This window comes from Labrys monachus, from assembly GCF_030814655.1.
GTDB lineage: Bacteria > Pseudomonadota > Alphaproteobacteria > Rhizobiales > Labraceae > Labrys > Labrys monacha.
In genome coordinates, this window is the sequence record NZ_JAUSVK010000001.1 from 2365718 (window position 1) to 2384532 (window position 18815).

The window sequence follows — 18815 nt, forward strand, 5'->3', positions numbered from 1 at the left end:
GGGCGGCCGGCACGCTCCGCCGGCCGTGGGTGAAAATGTCGCTGCGGGACCCTGGCGGGGCCGCCCGAACTGTCGCAGAATTCGGCCGTTCGACGATTCCGTGGCGAAGGGCGGATGGCGCCCTCTCCCACGAGCGGGGAACGACCCTCCTCCGCCCAACCCAGAGTATCTCGCATGGCGACCCATCGGCTTGAACCCACCCTCTGGTACAATGCGCTCGGCTCCTTCCCGCCGGTGCTGCATTGCGCCGACGGCGACACCGTGATCACGGAGACGATCGATGCCATCGGCTATGACCGGGACGGCGTCGCCCGGGCGCAGCGGCCCAACCCGACCAACGGTCCGATCCATGTCGAGGGCGCCGAGCCGGGCGATGCGCTGCGGGTCGAGATCCTGCGCATGACGCCGACGCGCGACACCGGCTGGACCTTCGACGTGCTCGCCGCCAATGTCGTCGATCCCGAGGCCGTCCGCTCCCTGCCGCCGCCCCAGCGCGTCACCTGGCTGATCGATCGGCAGGCGAGTACGGTGCGGCTGGAGAACCCGCCGGCGGGGCTCGAGCATTTCGTGTTGCCGCTCGAGCCGATGATCGGCTGCTTCGGGGTGGCGCCGCGCGGGGGCCAGGCCTTCTCCAATGCCACCAGCGCCGAGAACGGCGGCAACATGGATTATCGCGGTTTCGGCCCCGGCACGACGGTGTGGTTCCCGGTCGCCGTTCCCGGCGCGCTGTTCAGCCTCGGCGACTGCCATGCCGTGCAGGGCGACGGCGAGATCGTCGGCACCGGCATCGAGACGACGTTCGAGGTCGAGGTGAGGCTCAGCATCGAGAAGGGGCGCAAGCTGGTGTGGCCGCGCGGCGAGACGGCGACCGACATCTTCTCCGTCGGCAATGCCCGCCCGCTCGACCAGGCGCTCCAGCACGCCACCACCGACATGCTGAACTGGCTGACGAGCGATTACGGCCTGTCGGCGACGGCGGCGAGCCACCTGATGGGGCAGGTGGTGCGCTACGACGTCGGCAACGTCTTCGATCCCGCCTACACCATGGTCTGCCGCATCGCCAAGAAATGGCTGCCGGCGAGACGGACGGCGCGGCCGTAAAGTGCGGCGAACGCGGCGGCTTCAGGTTCATCCCTATGGAAGGGGCGGGACGAGCCCCTTCTTCAGGTAAGCGCGGCGGCGTGCGTCGATGGCCTCCTTGTCATGCGGGTCGAGGCGGACGGCCTCGTCGAAATCCGCGATCGCGCGGTCGAAATCCTTCTCTTCCAGATACACGGTGCCGCGACGGTAAAAGGCTTCGGGCGCGCTCGGCTTCAACCGGCAGGCCTGGGTGAAATCGGCGATCGCGCTGTCGAATTCCTTCCACCGGTCACGGACGATGCCGCGATCCAGGAAGGCCGCCGCTTCGCCCGGCTTGGTCTGGATCGCCACCTCATAGTCCCGAAGCGCGCCCGCGAGGTCGTTCTTGCCCGCATAGGCGAGGCCGCGGCCGACCAGCGCGTCGTAGTTCGTCGCATCGAGTTCGAGGGCTTTGCCGTAGCTTGCGACGGCCCGGTCGAAATCGTTCTTCTCCCTGTAGAGAAAACCCAGCTCGACGAGCGCGTCCGTATCGTAGGGCTTCAGCGCCACCGTATGCTCCAGATCGGAGAGAGCACGATCGAAATCACCTTCGCGGCGATAAGCGATGCCGCGTCCGAAGAAGGCATTTTCGTCATACGGCCACAGGCTGATCGCCTTGGTATAATCCCTGATGGCTTCGCCGTAGTCTCCCTTGTAGCGATAGGCAATGGCACGGTCCCTGTACGCCGGCTCGCTGGCGGGCTTCAGGCCGATTGCCGTCGTATAGTCGGCGATGGCCTTGTCATAGGCTCCGCTGCGACGATAGGCGATGCCGCGGCCGATGAACATGCTCTCCAGAGCAGGATTGAGGTCTATCGCCCTGGTATAGTCGACGATGGCCAGCTCGAATTGGTTCTCTTTCAGGTGGGCCCAGGCGCGGCTGCCGAATGCCTCCATGAAGCCCGGGCGGAGATCGATGGCCGTGGTGAAGTCCTGGACGGCGGTAGTCCAATTCTCCTTGGTGAGCGAGATCAATCCGCGACTGTAGAAGGCTCGCGCATTCGCCGGATCGAGATTGATCGCCTCGTTGTAGTCGGACAGCGCCTCACGGAGTTTTTCTCTGTCGAGATAGAGATTGCCACGGTCGATGAAGGCCTCGGCATAGCCGGGGGCGATCGCGATCGCCCGATCGAAATCCGCGAGGGCGCGATAGGTGTCCCGCTGCGCGGAATGGGCGAGGCCGCGTCCGTAGTAAGCGGTCGCATTGCCCGGCTGGCGTTGCAGGATGCGGTCGTAATCGGCGACCGCGGCATCCGGCGAGCCGGTGGCCGCGAGCGCAGCGGCGCGGTCGAGGACGGTGTCGATATCGTTGGCGGCGATTGAGAGCGCCTTGTCGTAATCGGCGAGGGCGAGATCCTTTTTTCCCGAGCCCGCATAGGCGATACCGCGGTTGTGCAGGATCGATGCGTTGCGCGGAGCCGATTGCAGGGCCCGGCTGTAATCGGCGATGGCACGGGTGAATTCGCCCCGGCGGGCGAACAAAATTCCCCGTTCCGCCAAAGCCTCGACATAGTCCGGCTTCAGTTCGATCGCCTTGTCGAGGTCCTCCAGAGCGTCGGCGATGCGGCCTGCCTTTTCGGAGGACAGCGCCCGATCGAATCGCCCCACCCAATCCCCTGGATTCTGGTTGATGTAGGTTCCGTAGGTGGCGATGGACGCGTCCAGCCGGTTGGTGAAATAATAGGTCATGCCGAGATACAGCAGCGCTTCGCCCTGCGTCGGGTCCAGCGCGACGGCCTTGCGAAAGTCGGCCAGCGCGAGATCGTAATGCCGCTGCGAAAAATGGACCTTGCCGCGGTCCGTCAGACGGTCCGCATCGTCCGGGGAGACCGCCAGCGCCTGGTCGAAATCCGCCAGCGCGCGGTCGAGGTCGCCCTTGGCCACGAAGACCCGGCCGCGATTGCCGAGCACCTTGGTTTCGAGGGAGGAGACCGACAGGGCACGGCCGAAGTCGGCGATGGCCTCGTCGAACGCGTTCAGGGCGAAGCGGTCGAGGCCGCGATTGTTGAGGCTCGCCACGTCCTCCGGCCAAATCGCCACGGCCTTCGTATAATCGGCGATGGCCTTGTCGAGGTCGTGGGCGAGATCATGATCCAGCCCAAGCTGGAAATAGGGCTCCGACGCGTTCGGTTCCAGCGTCGCCGCCCTCTCGTCATCGGCAATGGCCGCGCCGGCGTCCTTCATGGCCCGCTCGACGATGCCGCGCTCGATGAACGTTGCGGCATCCTTGCCGTCGATGGCGAGCGCGTCGCGGAAGGCTGCGAGGGCGCGGTCGAAATCCTGCCTGGCACCATAGGCGGCGCCGCGGTTGCGGATGGCGGTCAGGTCGTCGGGAACGAGCTTCAGCGCCCGGTCGTAATCGGCGATGGCGCCATCGAAATCGCCCCGGGTGGCGCGGATCATGCCGCGATTGCGCCAAGCGTAGGCTTGGCGCGAGTCGAGGCGGATGGCGTGGTCATAGTCGGCGAGCGCCCTGTCGCCGTCTCCTTTCAGGTCATAGGCGAGGCCGCGCTGAAAGAAGGCGTTGGCGTCCGCGGGAGCCAGCGCGACGGCCCTGTCGTCGTCGGCGATCGCCCCGTCGAGATCATTCTTCTCCCGGCGGAGGATGCCCCGCCCCAGGTAGGCGTCGCCGTTCTGGGCGTCCAGCCCGATCGCCGTGTCGAAATCCGCCATGGCCTTGTCGAGGTCGCCCTTGCGCTCATAGCCAGCGCCGCGTTCGTCATAGGCCGCGGCGAGGTCCGGCTCGAGCGCGACCGCCCGGTCGAAATCGGCGAAGGCGCGGCTGAAATCCCCCTCGTCGAGGAAGACGAGCGCCCGGTTGATGATGGCGTCGACGGCAGCGGGCTCGATCGCGATCGTCGCGGTGAAATCGGCGATGGCGCGCTGGCTGTCGCCGGATCGGCGATAGGTGAGGGCGCGATTGTAGAGGCTGTCGGTAAGATCGGGCTTGAGAGCCGCAGCCCTGTCGAAATCGGCGATGGCCCGGGTGAACCGGCCGGCCTCCCGATAGACGACGCCGCGCCGGACGAGTGCCTGGGCCAAGCGAATATCGTCCATGCCCGCGAGGTCGATGACGTCGGTGCAGGCGATGACGGCTTCGTCCGGACCGGCTTTCCGGCAGGCGTCCGGGCCGGGCGTCAAGGCCGGCGGCGCCGTGGCCGATGTCAGGAAGGCGAACAGCAGCAATACCCGTTCGATCATGTGCGGCAGTCCCCCGACAGCCCATGCAGAGGTTCTCCAATACCGCGTTTCCTGCCCCCGCGGAACACCTGTGCCGGATGCGGCAGCCGGCGGGGCCCCAGAGCGCGGCGGACAGGGGTTGCCTGCCCGGCTGGTGCCCGGCGCCCGCCTCCCGAACGGGCGAATGCGGCGCCTCGCTTGTCAGGACGGCCGAAAGGGCTCATCTCGAATCGCCGCGGCCGGGAAGAGCCTCGTCGCAGCGCCGGCAGGCGGCCACCGCGGCCTCGACCGGCCCTGCGATCCCCCCGCCACCGCGGCGGCGAAGGCCGGATCCGCGCTGGCGGAGGCGCGATTGCCGTGCCGCTTTTCGCTTTTTCCTTGACTTCCCTCGACGAAAAGCGCAGCTAGCATCTGTATCGATCGCCCTTGGTTCGCGCGGCGCGCTGGTTTTTGCTCTCTTGAGAAGCAGTGCCTCATCCTTTGGGCGTTTCCAACCAACTCTCCGCTGCCCCCATCCGCGCGTGGGTCGCGATATCGTTGCACCGCTTGACTGCGGCTGCCGCGATCGCGGACTCCGACGGTGGCGCGCTGCCGTCTGAACGATGGGCGTGGCATGAAGGATTTGATGTGACTTCCGATAATAGTTTCGCAGCGCTCGGTCTCGCCGAGCCGCTTCTGCGTGCGCTCGACGCCGCCAACTACACGACCCCGACCCCCATCCAGAGCAAGTCGATTCCCGCCCTCCTCGAAGGGCGCGACATGATGGGCCTCGCCCAGACCGGCACCGGCAAGACGGCGGCCTTTGCCCTGCCGATCCTGCAGCGCCTCTCAGCCTCCCGCCACGGCGCCGGGCCGAAGGGCGTGCGCGCCCTCATCCTCGCGCCGACCCGCGAACTCGCCCTCCAGATCGAGGAGAGCTTCCGCACCTATGGCGCCAACCTCCGCTTCCGCACCGCCGTGGTCTTCGGCGGCGTCAGCCAGCTCCCGCAGGTCAAGGCGCTGTCGGACGGCGTCGATATCCTCGTCGCGACCCCGGGCCGCCTGCTCGACCTCATCCAGCAGCGCAAGGTGCGTCTCGACAAGGTCGAGGTCCTCGTCCTCGACGAAGCCGACCGCATGCTCGACATGGGCTTCTCGCGCGACGTGCTGAAGATCGTCGACGAGACGCCGCTCGACCGCCAGTCCCTGCTGTTCTCGGCGACCATGCCGAAGACGATCAAGAAACTCGGCGACGAGATCCTCGACAATCCCGTCCATGTCGAAGTGACGCCGGAAGTGGTGACCGTCGACAAGATCGAGCAGCACGTCTTCCATGTGCCGGCCTCGGTGAAGCGCTCGCTGCTGATCCATCTGCTCAACGATCCCGCGATGAGCCGCGTCATCGTCTTCACCCGGACCAAGCACGGCGCCAACCGCGTTTCCGATCACCTCGACCGCGCCGGCATCCCCTCCGCCGCCATCCACGGCAACAAGTCGCAGAATGCCCGCCAGAAGGCGCTGGAGGATTTCCGCAGCGGCGCGACGCGCATCCTGGTCGCCACCGACATCGCGGCGCGCGGCATCGATGTCGACGACATCAGCCACGTCATCAATTTCGAGATGCCGGTCGAGGCCGAGAGCTATGTCCACCGCATCGGCCGTACGGCGCGGGCCGGCCGCAGCGGCATCGCCTATTCGTTCTGCGATCCGAACGAGCGTGACGAGCTCAAGGCGATCGAGAGGCTGACCAAGAAACCCCTCCAGGTGGCCGCGCCGATCCAGGGCCTCGAGGCCGACCAGCGCAGCGAGCGCGGGCCGCGTCCCCAACCCCCGCAGGGCCAGCCGCGGGGCGCGAAATCGCGCCGTCCGGGCGGCGGTGGCGGGCGCAGCACCCAGCGCCGCGCGGCGTGATGCAAGGCCTCTCCTTCGTCTTGAACCGACAAAGAACTCAACGGGACTAAGCAATGGCAAAAGAAGAATTGATGGAATTTGAGGGTTCGGTCTCCGAAGTGCTGCCGGATGCCCGTTTCCGCGTGAAGCTCGACAATGGGCACGAGATGATCGCGTACACGGCCGGCAAGATGAAGAAGAACCGCATCAAGACCATCGAGGGCGACCGCGTTACCGTCGAGATGTCGCCCTACGACCTCGACAAGGGCCGCATCATCTTCCGCCACAAGGACGAACGCGCCTCGTCGGGACCGCGTCCGCCCCAGCGCGGCGGCGGCAATATGCGCCGCCGCTGATCGCCTCGCCGTTCGAACGGTCATGGAAGCCCGCCGCCAGCGATGCCGGCGGGTTTTTGTTTGCCGGTCCCCCTCCGGCCTCTCCCACCCGCCCGGCCGGCCCCCGTGTCCGGGCGCTCTTGCCTGCCAGGAAACGCCATGAAGAAAGAAGAAGTGCAGCTGCGCCGCGACATCATCGCGAAGTGCCGCTGGATGAACGACCACGGCCTCAACCAGGGCACGTCCGGCAACATCTCCGCCCGCTACCGCGACAGGATGCTGATCACGCCCACCAGCACGCCCTATGACTCGATGGAGCCCGAGATGATCGCCTCCATGCCGCTCGACGGCGACGGCGAGGTCTGGGACGGGCCGCTGAAGCCCTCGGTCGAGTGGCGCTTCCACCTGGACATCCTCAAGAGCCGTCCCGATGCCGGCGCCGTCGTGCACACGCATGCGACCTATTGCACGGTCATGGCCATCGCACGCCGGCCGATACCCGCCGTCCACTACATGATCGCGGCCTTCGGCGGCCCCGAAATCCGCTGCGCCCCCTATGCGCGCTTCGGTACGGAGGAGTTGTCGGCCCATGCGCTGGCGGCACTCGAGGGCCGCAATGGCTGCCTGCTGGCCAATCACGGCATGATCGCCGTCGGCGCCAATCTCGACAAGGCGATGTGGCTCGCCCACGAGCTGGAGACCCTCGCCAGGCAATATTACCACACGCTGCTGATCGGCGGTCCCCAGCTGCTGCCGGACACCGAGATCGCCGAAGTGGTCGACGTCTTCGGCGGCTATGGGCTGCAGGCCGCAAAGAAGTAGTTTTTTCCCCGGGACCGCAGGCTTCCAGCCTGCTCTTGGAAACGCGCGGGCTGCAGGAAGAGCAGGCTGGAAGCACGCGCTCCCGGGGGTAGAGGCCGTTCCGCGAAGGTTACAGGATGAAGCGGCTGAGGTCGGCGTTCCTGGCGAGGTCGCCCACCGTGCGCTGGACATAGGCGGCGTCGATCGTCACGCTCTCGCCGCCCTTGTCGGGCGCGGTGAAGGAGATGTCGTCGAGGATGCGCTCCATCACCGTCTGCAGGCGGCGGGCGCCGATATTCTCGACCGTGGAGTTCACCTGCACCGCGATCGACGCGATCGCATCGATGGCGTCCGGCGTGAAGGACAGCGTGAGGTCCTCCGTTCCCATCAGCGCGACATATTGCTTGATGAGGCTCGCTTCGGTGTCGGTGAGGATGCGGCGGAAATCGTCCTGCGTCAGCGCCTGCAGCTCGACGCGGATCGGCAGGCGGCCCTGCAGTTCGGGCAGGAGGTCCGACGGCTTGGCGACATGGAAGGCGCCCGAGGCGATGAACAGGATATGGTCGGTCTTCACCGCGCCATGCTTGGTCGAGACGGTGGTGCCCTCGATCAGGGGCAGCAGGTCGCGCTGGACGCCCTCGCGGCTGACATCGGCGCCGGCGCGCCCGTCGCGCGCGCAGATCTTGTCGATCTCGTCGAGGAAGACGATGCCGTTGTTCTCGACCTGGCGGATCGCCTCGGACACGATGGCCTCCTGGTCGATGAGATTGTCGGCCTCCTCCTGGATCAACTGGTCGTAGCTGTCCTTGACGGTGGTGCGCTTGGTCTTGGTGCGGCCGGAAAAGGCCTTGCCGAAGATGTCGCCGATGGAAACGACGCCCATCTGGCCCTGCGGCATGCCCGGCAGTTCGAAGGTCGGGGCCGAGGTGTCCTTCATCTCGACCTCGATTTCCTTGTCGTCGAGCTCGCCGGCGCGCAGCTTCTTCTGGAAGTTGTCGCGGGTCGCCGGGCTGGCCGTGGCGCCGACCAGGGCGTTGAGCACCCGCTGCTCCGCCGCCAGATGGGCCTTGGCCTGGACTTCCTTGCGCTTTTCCACCTTCACCAGCGCGATGCCGATATCGACGAGGTCGCGCACGATCTGCTCGACGTCGCGCCCGACATAGCCGACCTCGGTGAACTTGGTCGCCTCGACCTTGAGGAAGGGCGCATTGGCGAGCTTGGCGAGGCGGCGGGAGATCTCCGTCTTGCCCACGCCCGTCGGTCCGATCATCAGGATGTTTTTGGGCATGACTTCCTCGCGCAGCGTCTCGTCGAGCTGCAGGCGCCGCCAGCGGTTGCGCAGGGCGATGGCGACCGCGCGCTTGGCGTCATGCTGACCGACGATGTGCCGGTCGAGTTCCGAAACGATTTCACGGGGGGAGAAGTTGGACATTGGCACTCGGGCAGAGAGGTAAAACTGCTACATAATGGCGGCGCGGAGAAAATCCACTCCCGGCCGGCGCCGGTCGACGATGAATCCCGACCCGAGCCCGTGGATCATCGCGGCAGCGGCAAGCGTTCGCAAGGCGCAGGTCGCTTTCGCCGCTTCCCCCCGGGGCGATGTGCCTGTCCAATCCGCGCCCGGCGCGGCCCCCCGGATCCGCGCCGGCGGCCGAACCGAAGGACGGCTATCCCGCCTGCCGGGGATCGGCGATCAGGCTGACATGGGCGGCGACGATCCGCCAGCCGGCTTCCGTCCGCAGCCAGGTCTGCATCTGCCGTCCGCATTGCCCCGGGGCGTCGTCGCGATAGAACAGCGTCGAGACGGTCGCCACGTCGCGGCCGAAGGTGGTGATCGCGGTCTGCGCCAGCCGGCGGTTGAGGCCGATCGACGGGCGGGTCGCCCGGAAGGCGGCGATGGCCTCCGCGCCGTAGAGATTCTCCTGTATGCCGAAGCGGATGGTGCGCTCGTCCTCCCAGAAGAGCTCGCCGAGCGTCGCGAGGTCGTTTTCGATGAGCGCCGTCTCATAGCGGGCGAAGACGGCCTCGACCTCCGCCACCACATCCGGGTCGTCGGCGGACAGGCCGGGGAGGAGCTTTTCGAACTGGCGCGCCGCTTGCTTGGCCGCTTGCTTGGAAGTCATGTCTCTCATTCCGATTCGTAGGTTGAACGATGGTTCCCGTCTCTTTCGACATCGCCTCCTTGCATGATTCATACCGCGCCGGGCTCAGTCCCGTCGCGGTGGTCGCCGAGGTCCATGCGCGGCATCGGGCCGCCGCGGACCCGGGCATCTTCATCTGCCTGGTCGAGGAGGAAGAGGCGATGCGGGCGGCGGCGGCGCTCGGGCCGTTCGATCCCGTCGCCAGGCCGCTCTGGGGCATCCCCTTCGCGGTCAAGGACAATATCGACGTCGCCGGCCTGCCGACCACGGCGGCCTGCCCGGCCTTCGCCTACCAGCCCCAGGAGACGGCCGCGGCGGTGGAGCGCCTGCTGCGCGCCGGCGCCATCCTGGTCGGGAAGACCAATCTCGACCAGTTCGCGACCGGGCTCGTCGGCGTGCGCACGCCCTATCCGGTGCCGCGCAACAGCTTCGATCCGGACCTGGTGCCGGGCGGGTCGAGTTCGGGCTCCGCGGTGGCGGTGGCGCGCGGCATCGTCAGCTTCGCGCTCGGCACCGACACCGCCGGCTCGGGGCGCGTGCCCGCCGGCCTCAACAACATCGTCGGCATCAAGCCGAGCCTCGGCGCCATCCCGGTCCACGGCGTGGTGCCGGCCTGCAAGAGCCTTGACTGCGTGTCGGTTTTCGCCCTGACCGTGGAGGACGGCTGGGCCGCGTACAAGGCGATGGCGGGCCCGGACGAACGCGATCCCTGGTCGCGCCGCATCGCCCTCGGCGAGCCGGCGGTCCTGCCGCCGCGCATGGCCGTCGCGGTGCCGGACGCCCGCGGCCGCATCTTCTTCGGCGACGCCGCCGCGCAGAAGGCCTTCGACGCTTCGCTCGACCTGCTCGCCTCGATGGGCCTGCACCTCGTCGAGACCGATCTCGGCCCCTTCTTCGACGTGGCGCGGCTTCTCTATGAAGGCGCCTGGGTCGCCGAGCGCTATGCCGCCATCCGCCCCTTCATCGAGGCCTCCCCCGAGGCGCTCCTGCCGGTGACGCGGCAGATCATCGGCGGCGCCACCCGCCATTCCGCCGCCGATGCCTTCGCCGGACTGTACCGGCTGGCCGAACTCAGGCAGGTGACCGAGAAGCTCTGGACCCGGGTGCAGGCGCTGGCGGTGCCGACGCTGCCGAGGCCCTATTCGCGGGCGGATCTCGATGCGGATCCGATCGGGCCGAACAGCAAGTCCGGCTTGTATACAAATTTCGTCAATCTGCTTAATTTATGTGCAGTTGCGAGTCCGGGGCCGTTCCGCTTCGACGGATTGCCGGCGGGCGTCACCTTCATCGCCCCGGCCGGGCGGGATGCTCTTGCGGCGGCACTCGCCGCCCGCTTCCACCGGGCGGCCGACGTGCCGCTCGGCGCGACGGACGTGCCGCAGCCTCTGGTGATCGACCGTCCGGTGCAGACCTCGCCCGGCGAGGTCGAGCTGGTCGTCGTCGGGGCGCACCTGTCCGGCATGGCGCTCAACCACGAATTGGTGGCGGCGGGCGGGCGCTTCCTGCGGGAGGCGAGGACGGCGTGCGACTACAGGCTCTTCGCCCTGCCGGGTCCGGCGCCGAAGCGCCCGGGCCTGCTGCGCGTCGGGGAAGGGGAGGGGGCCGCCATCGCCGTCGAGGTCTGGGCCCTGCCGGTCGAGGGCTTTGGCCGCTTCGTTTCGGCCGTTCCCTCGCCGCTGTGCATCGGCACCGTCCGTCTCGCCGACGGGACCGGCGCCAAGGGCTTCCTGTGCGAGAGCCGGGCGGTCGAGGGCGCGCTCGACATCTCGCCGCTGGGCGGCTGGCGAGCCTTCATGCAGAATGGCCTCGAGCCCGCCGGGACCTGATATCCTGCCGCGCTCGGCATGTGAAAGGCGTTGTCTTGACGAAACTGACCAAGGCCCAAACGATGGTTCAGGCCATCGCCGACGACATCGTGCACGGACGGCTCGCGCCCGGGGTCGCGCTCGACGAGACCGCGCTCGCTGCCGCCTACGGGGTGTCCCGCACGCCGACGCGCGAGGCCCTGCGCCAGCTCGAGGCGATCGGCCTCGTCGAGGCCCGGGCGCGGCGCGGCGCCGTGGTCGCCGACGTCACCGGCCGGCAGCTCGACGAGATGTTCGACGTCATGGCGGAGATCGAGGCCTGGTGCGCCCGCTGGTGCGCGGTCCGGATGACCGCCGCCGAGAGGCGGCATCTGCAGGAGATCCATGAGGCGAGCGGCGCTTTCGTCGCCGACGGCGACCGCGCCTCCTATATCGAGGCCAACAACCAGTTCCACGAGGCCATCTACAAGGGCGCGCACAACGCGTTCCTGGCCGACATGGCCCTTTCCGTCCGCAAGCGCGTCCAGCCCTTCCGCCGCGCGCAGTTCGAAACCCTCGGCCGGCTCGCCAAGTCCCATTTCGAGCATGGCCGCGTCACGCTGGCGATCCAGCGGGGCGATGCGGAAGGCGCGGCGCGGGACATGCGCTCCCATATCGTCATCGTCCGCGACCAGGTCGACGTGGTCACGCGCACGCCCGAGGCCCGGCGCGTCAAACTGTAAATCTCGTCTGATGCATTAATGAGCAGGAAGGCGCGTATTGCATACAAGAGGGCCACCGCTGGCGATAGAGCGCGACTCCGGCTCGATGGAGATCGAAGCTATGTATTTGAAATACAGAAACTTTTAGATTCTTTCGTTCCGCCCTTCATTCCCTTCCAGGCTGGCACGAAGCTTGCGTAAACCGATCCGACGACCAAACCGGCACTGTCGTGCCGCAGGCGGCCGGGCAAGTCTGAACAAACAAATGGCATAGGCGGAGTGGAACATGACGAACATATCGGGTGACCGGATTTCCAGGCGGCTCTTCCTGCAGGGTACGGCGGCGCTCGGCGGCGTGGCGCTGGGCGGACTGCCCTTCGGTGCGAGGGCGGCGGAAGACCTCACCATCGGCGTCGTCTATGTCGGCGCACGCGACGATTTCGGCTGGAACCAGGCGCATGCGGTGGCCGTGAAGGCGCTGCAGGGGGTCCCCGGCGTCAAGGTCGTCGAGGAAGAGAACGTCCCGGAGACCGATGCCGTCTCCAAGACCATGGAATCGATGATCAACCTCGACGGCGCGACGCTGATCCTGGCGACCTCCTTCGGCTATTACTCCCCCTTCGTCGTCGACATGGCCCGCAAATATCCGGACGTGACCTTCCGCCACGCCGCGCCGCTGTGGGACAAGGACAAGGATCCCAAGAACGCCGGCAGCTATTTCGCCTTCCTCGACCAGGCCCACTACATCGACGGCGTGGCGGCCGGCGCCACCTCGAAGTCGGGCAAGCTCGGCTTCGTCGCCGCCAAGCCGATCGGTATCGTGCTGCGCAACATCAATTCCTTCCTGACCGGGGCACGCACCGTCAATCCGGCGGCGACGGTGCAGGTGATCTTCACCGGCGACTGGTCCTTGCCGGTGCGCGAGGCCGAGGCCACCAACGCCCTCGTCGATGCGGGCTGCGACCTCATCACCTGCCATGTCGACGGCCCCAAGGTGGTGATCCAGACCGCCGAGGGACGCGGCGTCAAGACCTGCGGCCACAATGCCTCGCAGGCGAGCCTGGCGCCCAAGGGCTTCGTCACCGGCGCGGAATACAAGTGGGAGACCATCTACAAGCAGTTCGCCGCCACCCTCGCCAAGGGCGAGGCGCTGCCCAACGTCACTTTCGGCGGCTACGACCTCGACATGGTGCAGAACACGCCGTTCGGAGCCGGGGCGGACGAGAAGACCATCCAGGTCACCAACGCCGCGATCGCCGCCCTCAAGGCGAAGGCACCGATCTTCAAGGGCCCCATCAAGGACAACAAGGGCAATGTCGTCCTGCCCGAGGCCTCCTATGACAACATGGCGCCGGTCCTCAACGGCATGACCTATCTCGTCGACGGTGTGATCGGATCGGCCAGCTGAGCTCGAAGGCCGGCGGGCCTTCCCCGCCGCTCCTCCTCCTTCGCGACAGGTGAGCCCGATGAGCGATATCGCCAAAAGCCTTCCAGACAAGAACCGGACCGTGCCGTTTCGCGCCGATACGCTGTCGCGCCTGCGCGTCAGCGCCGAATATGTCGCGATTCCCCTGCTGGCGCTGCTGTGCGCCTTCATCCTGTTCTCCGCCTTCCTCCTCCTGATCGGCAAGTCTCCGCTGACGTTCGTCGAACTCCTGTGGACGGGCGGATACGGGACGGCCTTCTCGTGGCGGAACACGCTGCAGCGCGCCTCGCCCCTGATCCTCACGGCGCTGGCGGTCGCCATTCCCGCCCGCCTCGGCCTGGTGATGATCGGCGGCGAGGGGGCGCTCGTCCTGTCCGGCTTCGTGGCTGCGGCGATCGCCGTCCCCTTCGTGGGCAGCGGCCTCACCGCCTGGATCGTCATGCCCCTGATGGTCCTGGCGGCGGGCCTGACCGGCGCGCTCTGGCTCGGCCTCGCCGGCTATCTGCGCTACCGGCGCGGCGTCAACGAGACCATCGCCTCGCTGCTGCTGTCCTATATCGCCATCGCCATCATGAACTTCTTCGTCGAGGGCGTCCTGCGCGACCCGGCCCAGCCCAACAAGGCCTCGACGCTGCCGATCGGCGAGGCCTACAAGGTCGGCCTCATCCCGGATCTCGGCGTGCATTGGGGCATCGTCTGCGGCGTCGTGCTGGCGGTCGCGCTCTACATCCTGATGGCGCGCACGACCTTCGGCTTCGCCGCCCGCATCACCGGCGGCAATCTCAGGGCGGCTTTGGCGCAGGGCCTGCCCGTCGGCCGCCTGATCCTCGCCTCCTGCATGATCGCGGGCGCCTGCGCCGGCCTCGCCGGCTATTTCGAGGTGGCGGCGATCCAGGGCCGGGCCAACGCCTCGCTCGCCGCCGGCTACGGCTTCACCGGCATCCTCGTATCCTTCCTCGCCCGCCACAATCCGATCGCCATCGTCCCCGTCGCCATCCTGTTCGGCGGCCTGGCGGCGGCGGGCGGGCTTATCCAGCGCCGCATGGGCATGCCCGACGCGACGATCCTGGTGCTGCAGGGCTTCATCTTCGTCGTCCTGCTGACGTCGGAGACGCTCTACGGCCATTTCAAGCTCTTCAAGCCGTGAGGATGCGATGAACGATCCCCTCTTGACGGTCCTCATCGCCATGCTCGGCGGCGCGATCCGGGTCTCCACGCCCTTCATGTTCGTCGCGCTCGGCGAATGCCTGACGGAAAAGTCCGGCCGCATCAATCTCGGGCTCGAAGGCACGCTGGTGCTTGGGGCGATGGTCGGCTACGCGGTCTGCTACCAGAGCGGATCGCCCTGGCTCGGCGTGCTCGCCGCCGGCTGCGCCGGCACGCTGCTCGGCGGCCTGCACGGCTATCTGTGCAAGCTGCCCAAGGTGAACGACATCGCCATCGGCATCGCCATGATGTCGCTCGGCACCGGCCTCGCCTTCTTCTTCGGCAAGGCCTACATCCAGCCGGAAGCGGCGCATCTGCCCTCGGTGCCGCTCGGCGCCTGGCTGGAGAACAAGCAGCTCGCCGTCGCGCTCGACGTCAACCCGCTCTTCTTCGTCGGCATCGCCGTCGCGCTGGCGATGGCCTGGGCGCTGCGCAACACCCGCTGGGGCCTGATCGTCCGCATGACCGGCGACAGCGCCGCGGCGGCGCGCGCCATGGGCATCTCCGTCGATCTCGTGCGCTTCCTCGCCACCGCGGCAGGGGGCTTCCTCGCCGGCGTCGGCGGCTCCTTCCTGTCGCTCTATTACCCGGGATCCTGGAACGAGGGCCTGTCGTCGGGGCAGGGCCTGATGGCCGTGGCGCTGGTGATCTTCGCGCGCTGGGATCCGGTGCGCTGCTTCCTGGCGGCCCTGCTGTTCGGCGCCGCCGGCGCCCTCGGCCCGGCGCTGCAATCGGTCGGCGTCACCCAGGGCTACTATCTCTTCAACGCCGCTCCCTACATCCTCACCCTCCTCATCATGATCGCCTCCTCCAATTCCAGCCGGTCGCTCGCGGCGCCGGGCGAATTGTCGATAACCAAGTGAGAACGCCATGAACGCGCATGCCACGACCGTCATCGCCGCCGAGCCCTATCCCTGGCCGTATAACGGCAAGCTCAGGCCGGACAACACGGCGCTCATCATCATCGACATGCAGACGGATTTCTGCGGCAAGGGCGGCTATGTCGACGCGATGGGCTACGACCTCAGCCTCACCCGCGCGCCGATCGAGCCGATCGGGAACCTGCTCGCGGCGCTGCGGCCGCGCGGCTACACCATCATCCACACGCGCGAGGGCCACCGGCCCGATCTCGCCGACCTGCCGGCGAACAAGCGCTGGCGCTCGCAGCGCATCGGTGCCGGCATCGGCGATCCCGGCCCGTGCGGGCGCATCCTCGTGCGCGGCGAGCCGGGCTGGGACATCATCGAGGAACTCGCCCCCCTCGAAGGCGAGGTGATCATCGACAAGCCGGGCAAGGGGTCCTTCTGCGCCACCGACCTCGAACTCATCCTGCGCCTCAAGGGTATCGAGAACCTCGTCCTCACCGGCATCACCACCGATGTCTGCGTGCACACCACCATGCGCGAAGCCAATGACCGCGGCTTCGAATGCCTCCTGCTGGAGGATTGCTGCGGCGCCACCGACCATCGCAACCATCTCGCCGCCCTCGAGATGATCAAGATGCAGGGCGGCGTCTTCGGCGCGGTGGCCTCCTCGCCGCAATTCCTGGCGGGCCTGCCATGACCGCGGCCGGCAAGCGCGCTATCGCGCTCTCCACGCGCGGCATGACCAAGATCTTCGGATCCTTCACCGCCCTCGACGATGTCTCCATCGACGTTCCGGCCGGGCAGTTCCACGTCCTTCTCGGCGAAAACGGCGCCGGCAAGTCGACCCTGGTCAAGTGCATCATGGGCTTCTACCAGCCCGACAAGGGATCGCTCCTCGTCGACGGCGTGCCGGTGACGGTGAGGAACCCGCGCGAGGCCCGCGCCCTCGGCATCGGCATGGTCTACCAGCATTTCACCCTGGTGCCGTCGCTGACGGCCGCCGAGAATTTGGTGATCAGCCGTGCCGACGCGCCCGCCGTGATCAACTGGCGCAAGGAGAAGGCCGATCTCGACGCCTTCATGGCGCGCATGCCGTTCCGGGTGCCGCTCGACACCCCCGTCGCCTCGCTGTCGGCCGGCGAGAAGCAGAAGCTCGAAATCCTCAAGCTGCTCTATCTCGACCAGCGCTTCCTCATTCTCGACGAGCCGACCTCGGTGCTCACGCCGGACGAGGCGGACGAGATCCTGGGGCTGCTGCGCGGCATGACGCAGCGCGGCGAACTCACCGTGCTGATGATCAGCCACAAATTCCGCGAGGTCATGGCCTTTGCCGATGCGGTGACGGTGCTGCGCCGCGGCGCGCGCACCGGCGGCGGCGACGTCAAGGATCTCGATCCCGACCGCATGGCGCGGATGATGATCGGCGACACCAAGATCCGCGAGCGCGCAGCGCGCCTCGCTCATGAGGACGGCCGCACGGTGCTCGATCTCGCCGGCCTCTTTGCCGACGACGAGCAGGGCCTGCCGGCCGTCAACGGCGTCAGCCTCAAGGTCCGCGCCGGCGAGATCGTCGGCATCGCCGGCGTGTCGGGCAACGGCCAGGCGGCGCTCATCGAGGTTCTCGGCGGCCAAAGGCCGATGCGCGACGGCCGCATCTTCATCCGCGACAAGCCGTTCGAGCCGGTGCGGCGGGATTTCGACCGCTTCCGCGTCTTCGGCCTGCCGGAGGAGCCGCTGAAGAACGCCACGGTGCCCCGCATGTCGGTGGCCGAGAACATGGCGTTCCGCAGCTTCGACAAGGCGCCGATGGCCCGCTTCGGGTGGTGGCTGTCGCCCTCGCCGATGCGGGCCAGGGCGGCCGAGCTGATCGAGCGCTACAAGGTCAAGACCGTCTCCGCCGATTCCGCCATCGAGACGCTGTCCGGCGGCAATGTCCAGCGCGCCGTGCTCGCGCGCGAACTCTCGGGCGACGTCGACGTCCTCATCGTCGCCAATCCCTGCTTCGGTCTCGACTTCGCCTCCGTCGCCGAGATCCGCTCCCAGATCATGGACCAGCGCAACCGCGGTGCCGCGGTACTGCTGGTGTCGGAGGACCTCGACGAGATCCTCGAACTGGCGGACCGCGTCGCGGTGATGTCGGAGGGCAGGATTTCCTACGTCGCACCGGTCGGCGAAACCGACCGCACCACCATCGGCCGCCACATGGCCGGGCATTGAGGACGCCATGATCGAGATCGAGGCCAGGCCTTATCCCTACGCCCTCCCGCCGGGCCGCACCGCCCTCGTCGTCATCGACATGCAGCGCGACTTCATCGAGCCCGGCGGCTTCGGTGACGCGCTCGGCAACGACGTGACGCGGCTGGAAGCCATCATCCCGACCGTCGCCGGCCTCATCGCCCTGTTCCGCCGCAAGGGCTGGCCCGTCATCCACACCCGCGAAAGCCACGACCCGGATCTCGGCGACTGCCCGCCGGCCAAGAGGCTGCGCGGCGGCGGGACCCTGCGCATCGGTGATGCCGGGCCGATGGGCCGCATCCTGGTGCGCGGCGAGCCGGGTAACGCCATCATCGACGCCTGCGCGCCCGTCGAGGGCGAGATCGTCGTCGACAAGCCGGGCAAGGGCATGTTCTGGCATACGGACATCCATGCGAGGCTGGACGAACTCGGCATCACCCATCTGGTCTTCGCCGGCGTGACGACGGAAGTCTGCGTGCAGACCTCGATGCGCGAGGCCAACGACCGCGGCTTCGAATGCCTGCTGATCGAAGACGCGACCGAAAGCTATTTTCCGCAGTTCAAGGCCTCGGCCGTGGAGATGATCGTCGCCCAGGGCGCCATCGTCGGCTGGGCGACGCCGCTGGCCAAGCTCGAGGAGGCGGTGGGCTGAGCGCGGGATCGAGCTATCCCAGCGCTCGCGCGCAATCGCGCGCCTATCCTCCCGCCTTGATTCCCTTATAGGCGGCGGCTTCCGGGGCCTTGCCGGCGATGCATGATTTGAGCAGGGGCCCGTCGCTGGCGCTCACGCCGCCCGACAGGCATTGCTGCGTGGCCTCGATGAACTGCGCCTCGTATTTCACGCATTGATCCATCGGCGCCGAGGCCTTCCTGAGGCCCTTGCGTTCACAGGTGTCGCGGGCAATGCCGGCGGCGGCGTGCCGGCGCATGCAGGTCGCCATGTCCGGACCCGATTTCACGCCCTCGGCGCGGCATTGGGTCTCCAGCGGATTGTTCGAGCTGCTCTCGGCGACGGGCGTCGCGGGCTCCGCCGCGCAGCCTGCCAGGACCAGGGCGGAGAAGACGACCGCGATGACGACCTTCATGGACGCTGCCTTGTTTCGACGTGAGGGGGATCGCCGGACCGGAATT

General features: G+C 67.6%; 16 protein-coding genes. 12 read left to right on the forward strand and 4 right to left on the reverse strand.

All coding sequences use genetic code 11. The annotated features are described in order from the left end of the window. Positions 1–174 precede the first annotated feature (174 nt). Positions 175–1101 carry an acetamidase/formamidase family protein gene (locus J3R73_RS10685; RefSeq protein WP_307426129.1) on the forward strand — a complete coding sequence of 309 codons (927 nt, stop codon included), beginning with the start codon at positions 175–177 and terminating at the stop codon, positions 1099–1101. Between the two features lie 33 nt (positions 1102–1134). On the opposite strand, the gene J3R73_RS10690 is transcribed toward J3R73_RS10685, so the two are convergent. Next, complete coding sequence (locus J3R73_RS10690; protein WP_307426130.1) at positions 1135–4320, reverse strand: tetratricopeptide repeat protein; 3186 nt, start codon at positions 4318–4320, stop codon at positions 1135–1137. Positions 4321–4926: 606 nt separating this feature from the next. Here J3R73_RS10690 and J3R73_RS10695 point away from each other — a divergent pair. The 3 genes from J3R73_RS10695 to J3R73_RS10705 all read left to right on the forward strand — a co-directional run bounded on the left by J3R73_RS10695 (position 4927) and on the right by J3R73_RS10705 (position 7325). Next, positions 4927–6189 carry a DEAD/DEAH box helicase gene (locus J3R73_RS10695; RefSeq protein WP_307426133.1) on the forward strand — a complete coding sequence of 421 codons (1263 nt, stop codon included), beginning with the start codon at positions 4927–4929 and terminating at the stop codon, positions 6187–6189. 53 nt (positions 6190–6242) lie between these two features. Further along, positions 6243–6524, forward strand: coding sequence for a translation initiation factor IF-1 (gene infA, locus J3R73_RS10700; protein ID WP_149253648.1), 282 nt, complete (start codon positions 6243–6245; stop codon positions 6522–6524). Between the two features lie 138 nt (positions 6525–6662). Beyond that, a complete protein-coding gene (locus tag J3R73_RS10705; RefSeq protein WP_307426139.1) occupies positions 6663–7325 on the forward strand; it encodes a class II aldolase/adducin family protein in 663 nt (220 codons plus the stop codon). A gap of 109 nt (positions 7326–7434) precedes the next feature. Here the strand turns inward: J3R73_RS10705 and hslU are convergent, their stop codons facing one another. Together hslU and hpxZ are read right to left on the reverse strand one after the other, a co-directional pair. Further along, a complete protein-coding gene (hslU, locus tag J3R73_RS10710; RefSeq protein WP_307426141.1) occupies positions 7435–8736 on the reverse strand; it encodes an ATP-dependent protease ATPase subunit HslU in 1302 nt (433 codons plus the stop codon). Positions 8737–8971: 235 nt separating this feature from the next. Then, positions 8972–9367, reverse strand: coding sequence for an oxalurate catabolism protein HpxZ (hpxZ, locus tag J3R73_RS10715; protein WP_307437263.1), 396 nt, complete (start codon positions 9365–9367; stop codon positions 8972–8974). Positions 9368–9456: 89 nt separating this feature from the next. Between hpxZ and atzF the strand changes: the two genes are divergently transcribed. From atzF to J3R73_RS10755, 8 genes are all read left to right on the forward strand, one after another. Then, complete coding sequence (gene atzF, locus J3R73_RS10720) at positions 9457–11271, forward strand: allophanate hydrolase (protein WP_307426143.1); 1815 nt, start codon at positions 9457–9459, stop codon at positions 11269–11271. A 35-nt stretch (positions 11272–11306) separates the two neighbouring features. After that, positions 11307–11972 (forward strand): GntR family transcriptional regulator, encoded by a 666-nt coding sequence (locus tag J3R73_RS10725; RefSeq protein ID WP_307426144.1) that lies wholly within the window; start codon positions 11307–11309, stop codon positions 11970–11972. 274 nt (positions 11973–12246) lie between these two features. Then, positions 12247–13359 carry a BMP family ABC transporter substrate-binding protein gene (locus J3R73_RS10730; protein ID WP_307437267.1) on the forward strand — a complete coding sequence of 371 codons (1113 nt, stop codon included), beginning with the start codon at positions 12247–12249 and terminating at the stop codon, positions 13357–13359. 58 nt (positions 13360–13417) lie between these two features. After that, positions 13418–14524, forward strand: coding sequence for an ABC transporter permease (locus J3R73_RS10735; RefSeq protein ID WP_307426146.1), 1107 nt, complete (start codon positions 13418–13420; stop codon positions 14522–14524). 7 nt (positions 14525–14531) lie between these two features. Continuing rightward, the gene (locus J3R73_RS10740; RefSeq protein WP_307426148.1) at positions 14532–15446 is read left to right on the forward strand and encodes an ABC transporter permease; all 915 of its coding nucleotides are present in this window, start codon (positions 14532–14534) and stop codon (positions 15444–15446) included. Between the two features lie 7 nt (positions 15447–15453). Continuing rightward, a complete protein-coding gene (gene biuH, locus J3R73_RS10745) occupies positions 15454–16146 on the forward strand; it encodes a biuret amidohydrolase (protein WP_307426150.1) in 693 nt (230 codons plus the stop codon). Next, complete coding sequence (locus tag J3R73_RS10750; protein ID WP_307426155.1) at positions 16143–17666, forward strand: ABC transporter ATP-binding protein; 1524 nt, start codon at positions 16143–16145, stop codon at positions 17664–17666. The genes biuH and J3R73_RS10750 overlap by 4 nt, the downstream gene beginning before the upstream one ends. Before the next feature lie 7 nt (positions 17667–17673). After that, the gene (locus J3R73_RS10755) at positions 17674–18336 is read left to right on the forward strand and encodes a cysteine hydrolase family protein (RefSeq protein ID WP_307426159.1); all 663 of its coding nucleotides are present in this window, start codon (positions 17674–17676) and stop codon (positions 18334–18336) included. Positions 18337–18379: 43 nt separating this feature from the next. On the opposite strand, the gene J3R73_RS10760 is transcribed toward J3R73_RS10755, so the two are convergent. Continuing rightward, positions 18380–18769: a hypothetical protein gene (locus tag J3R73_RS10760; protein ID WP_307426162.1), complete on the reverse strand. Its 390-nt coding sequence runs from the start codon at positions 18767–18769 to the stop codon at positions 18380–18382. Between the last annotated feature and the right edge of the window lie 46 nt (positions 18770–18815).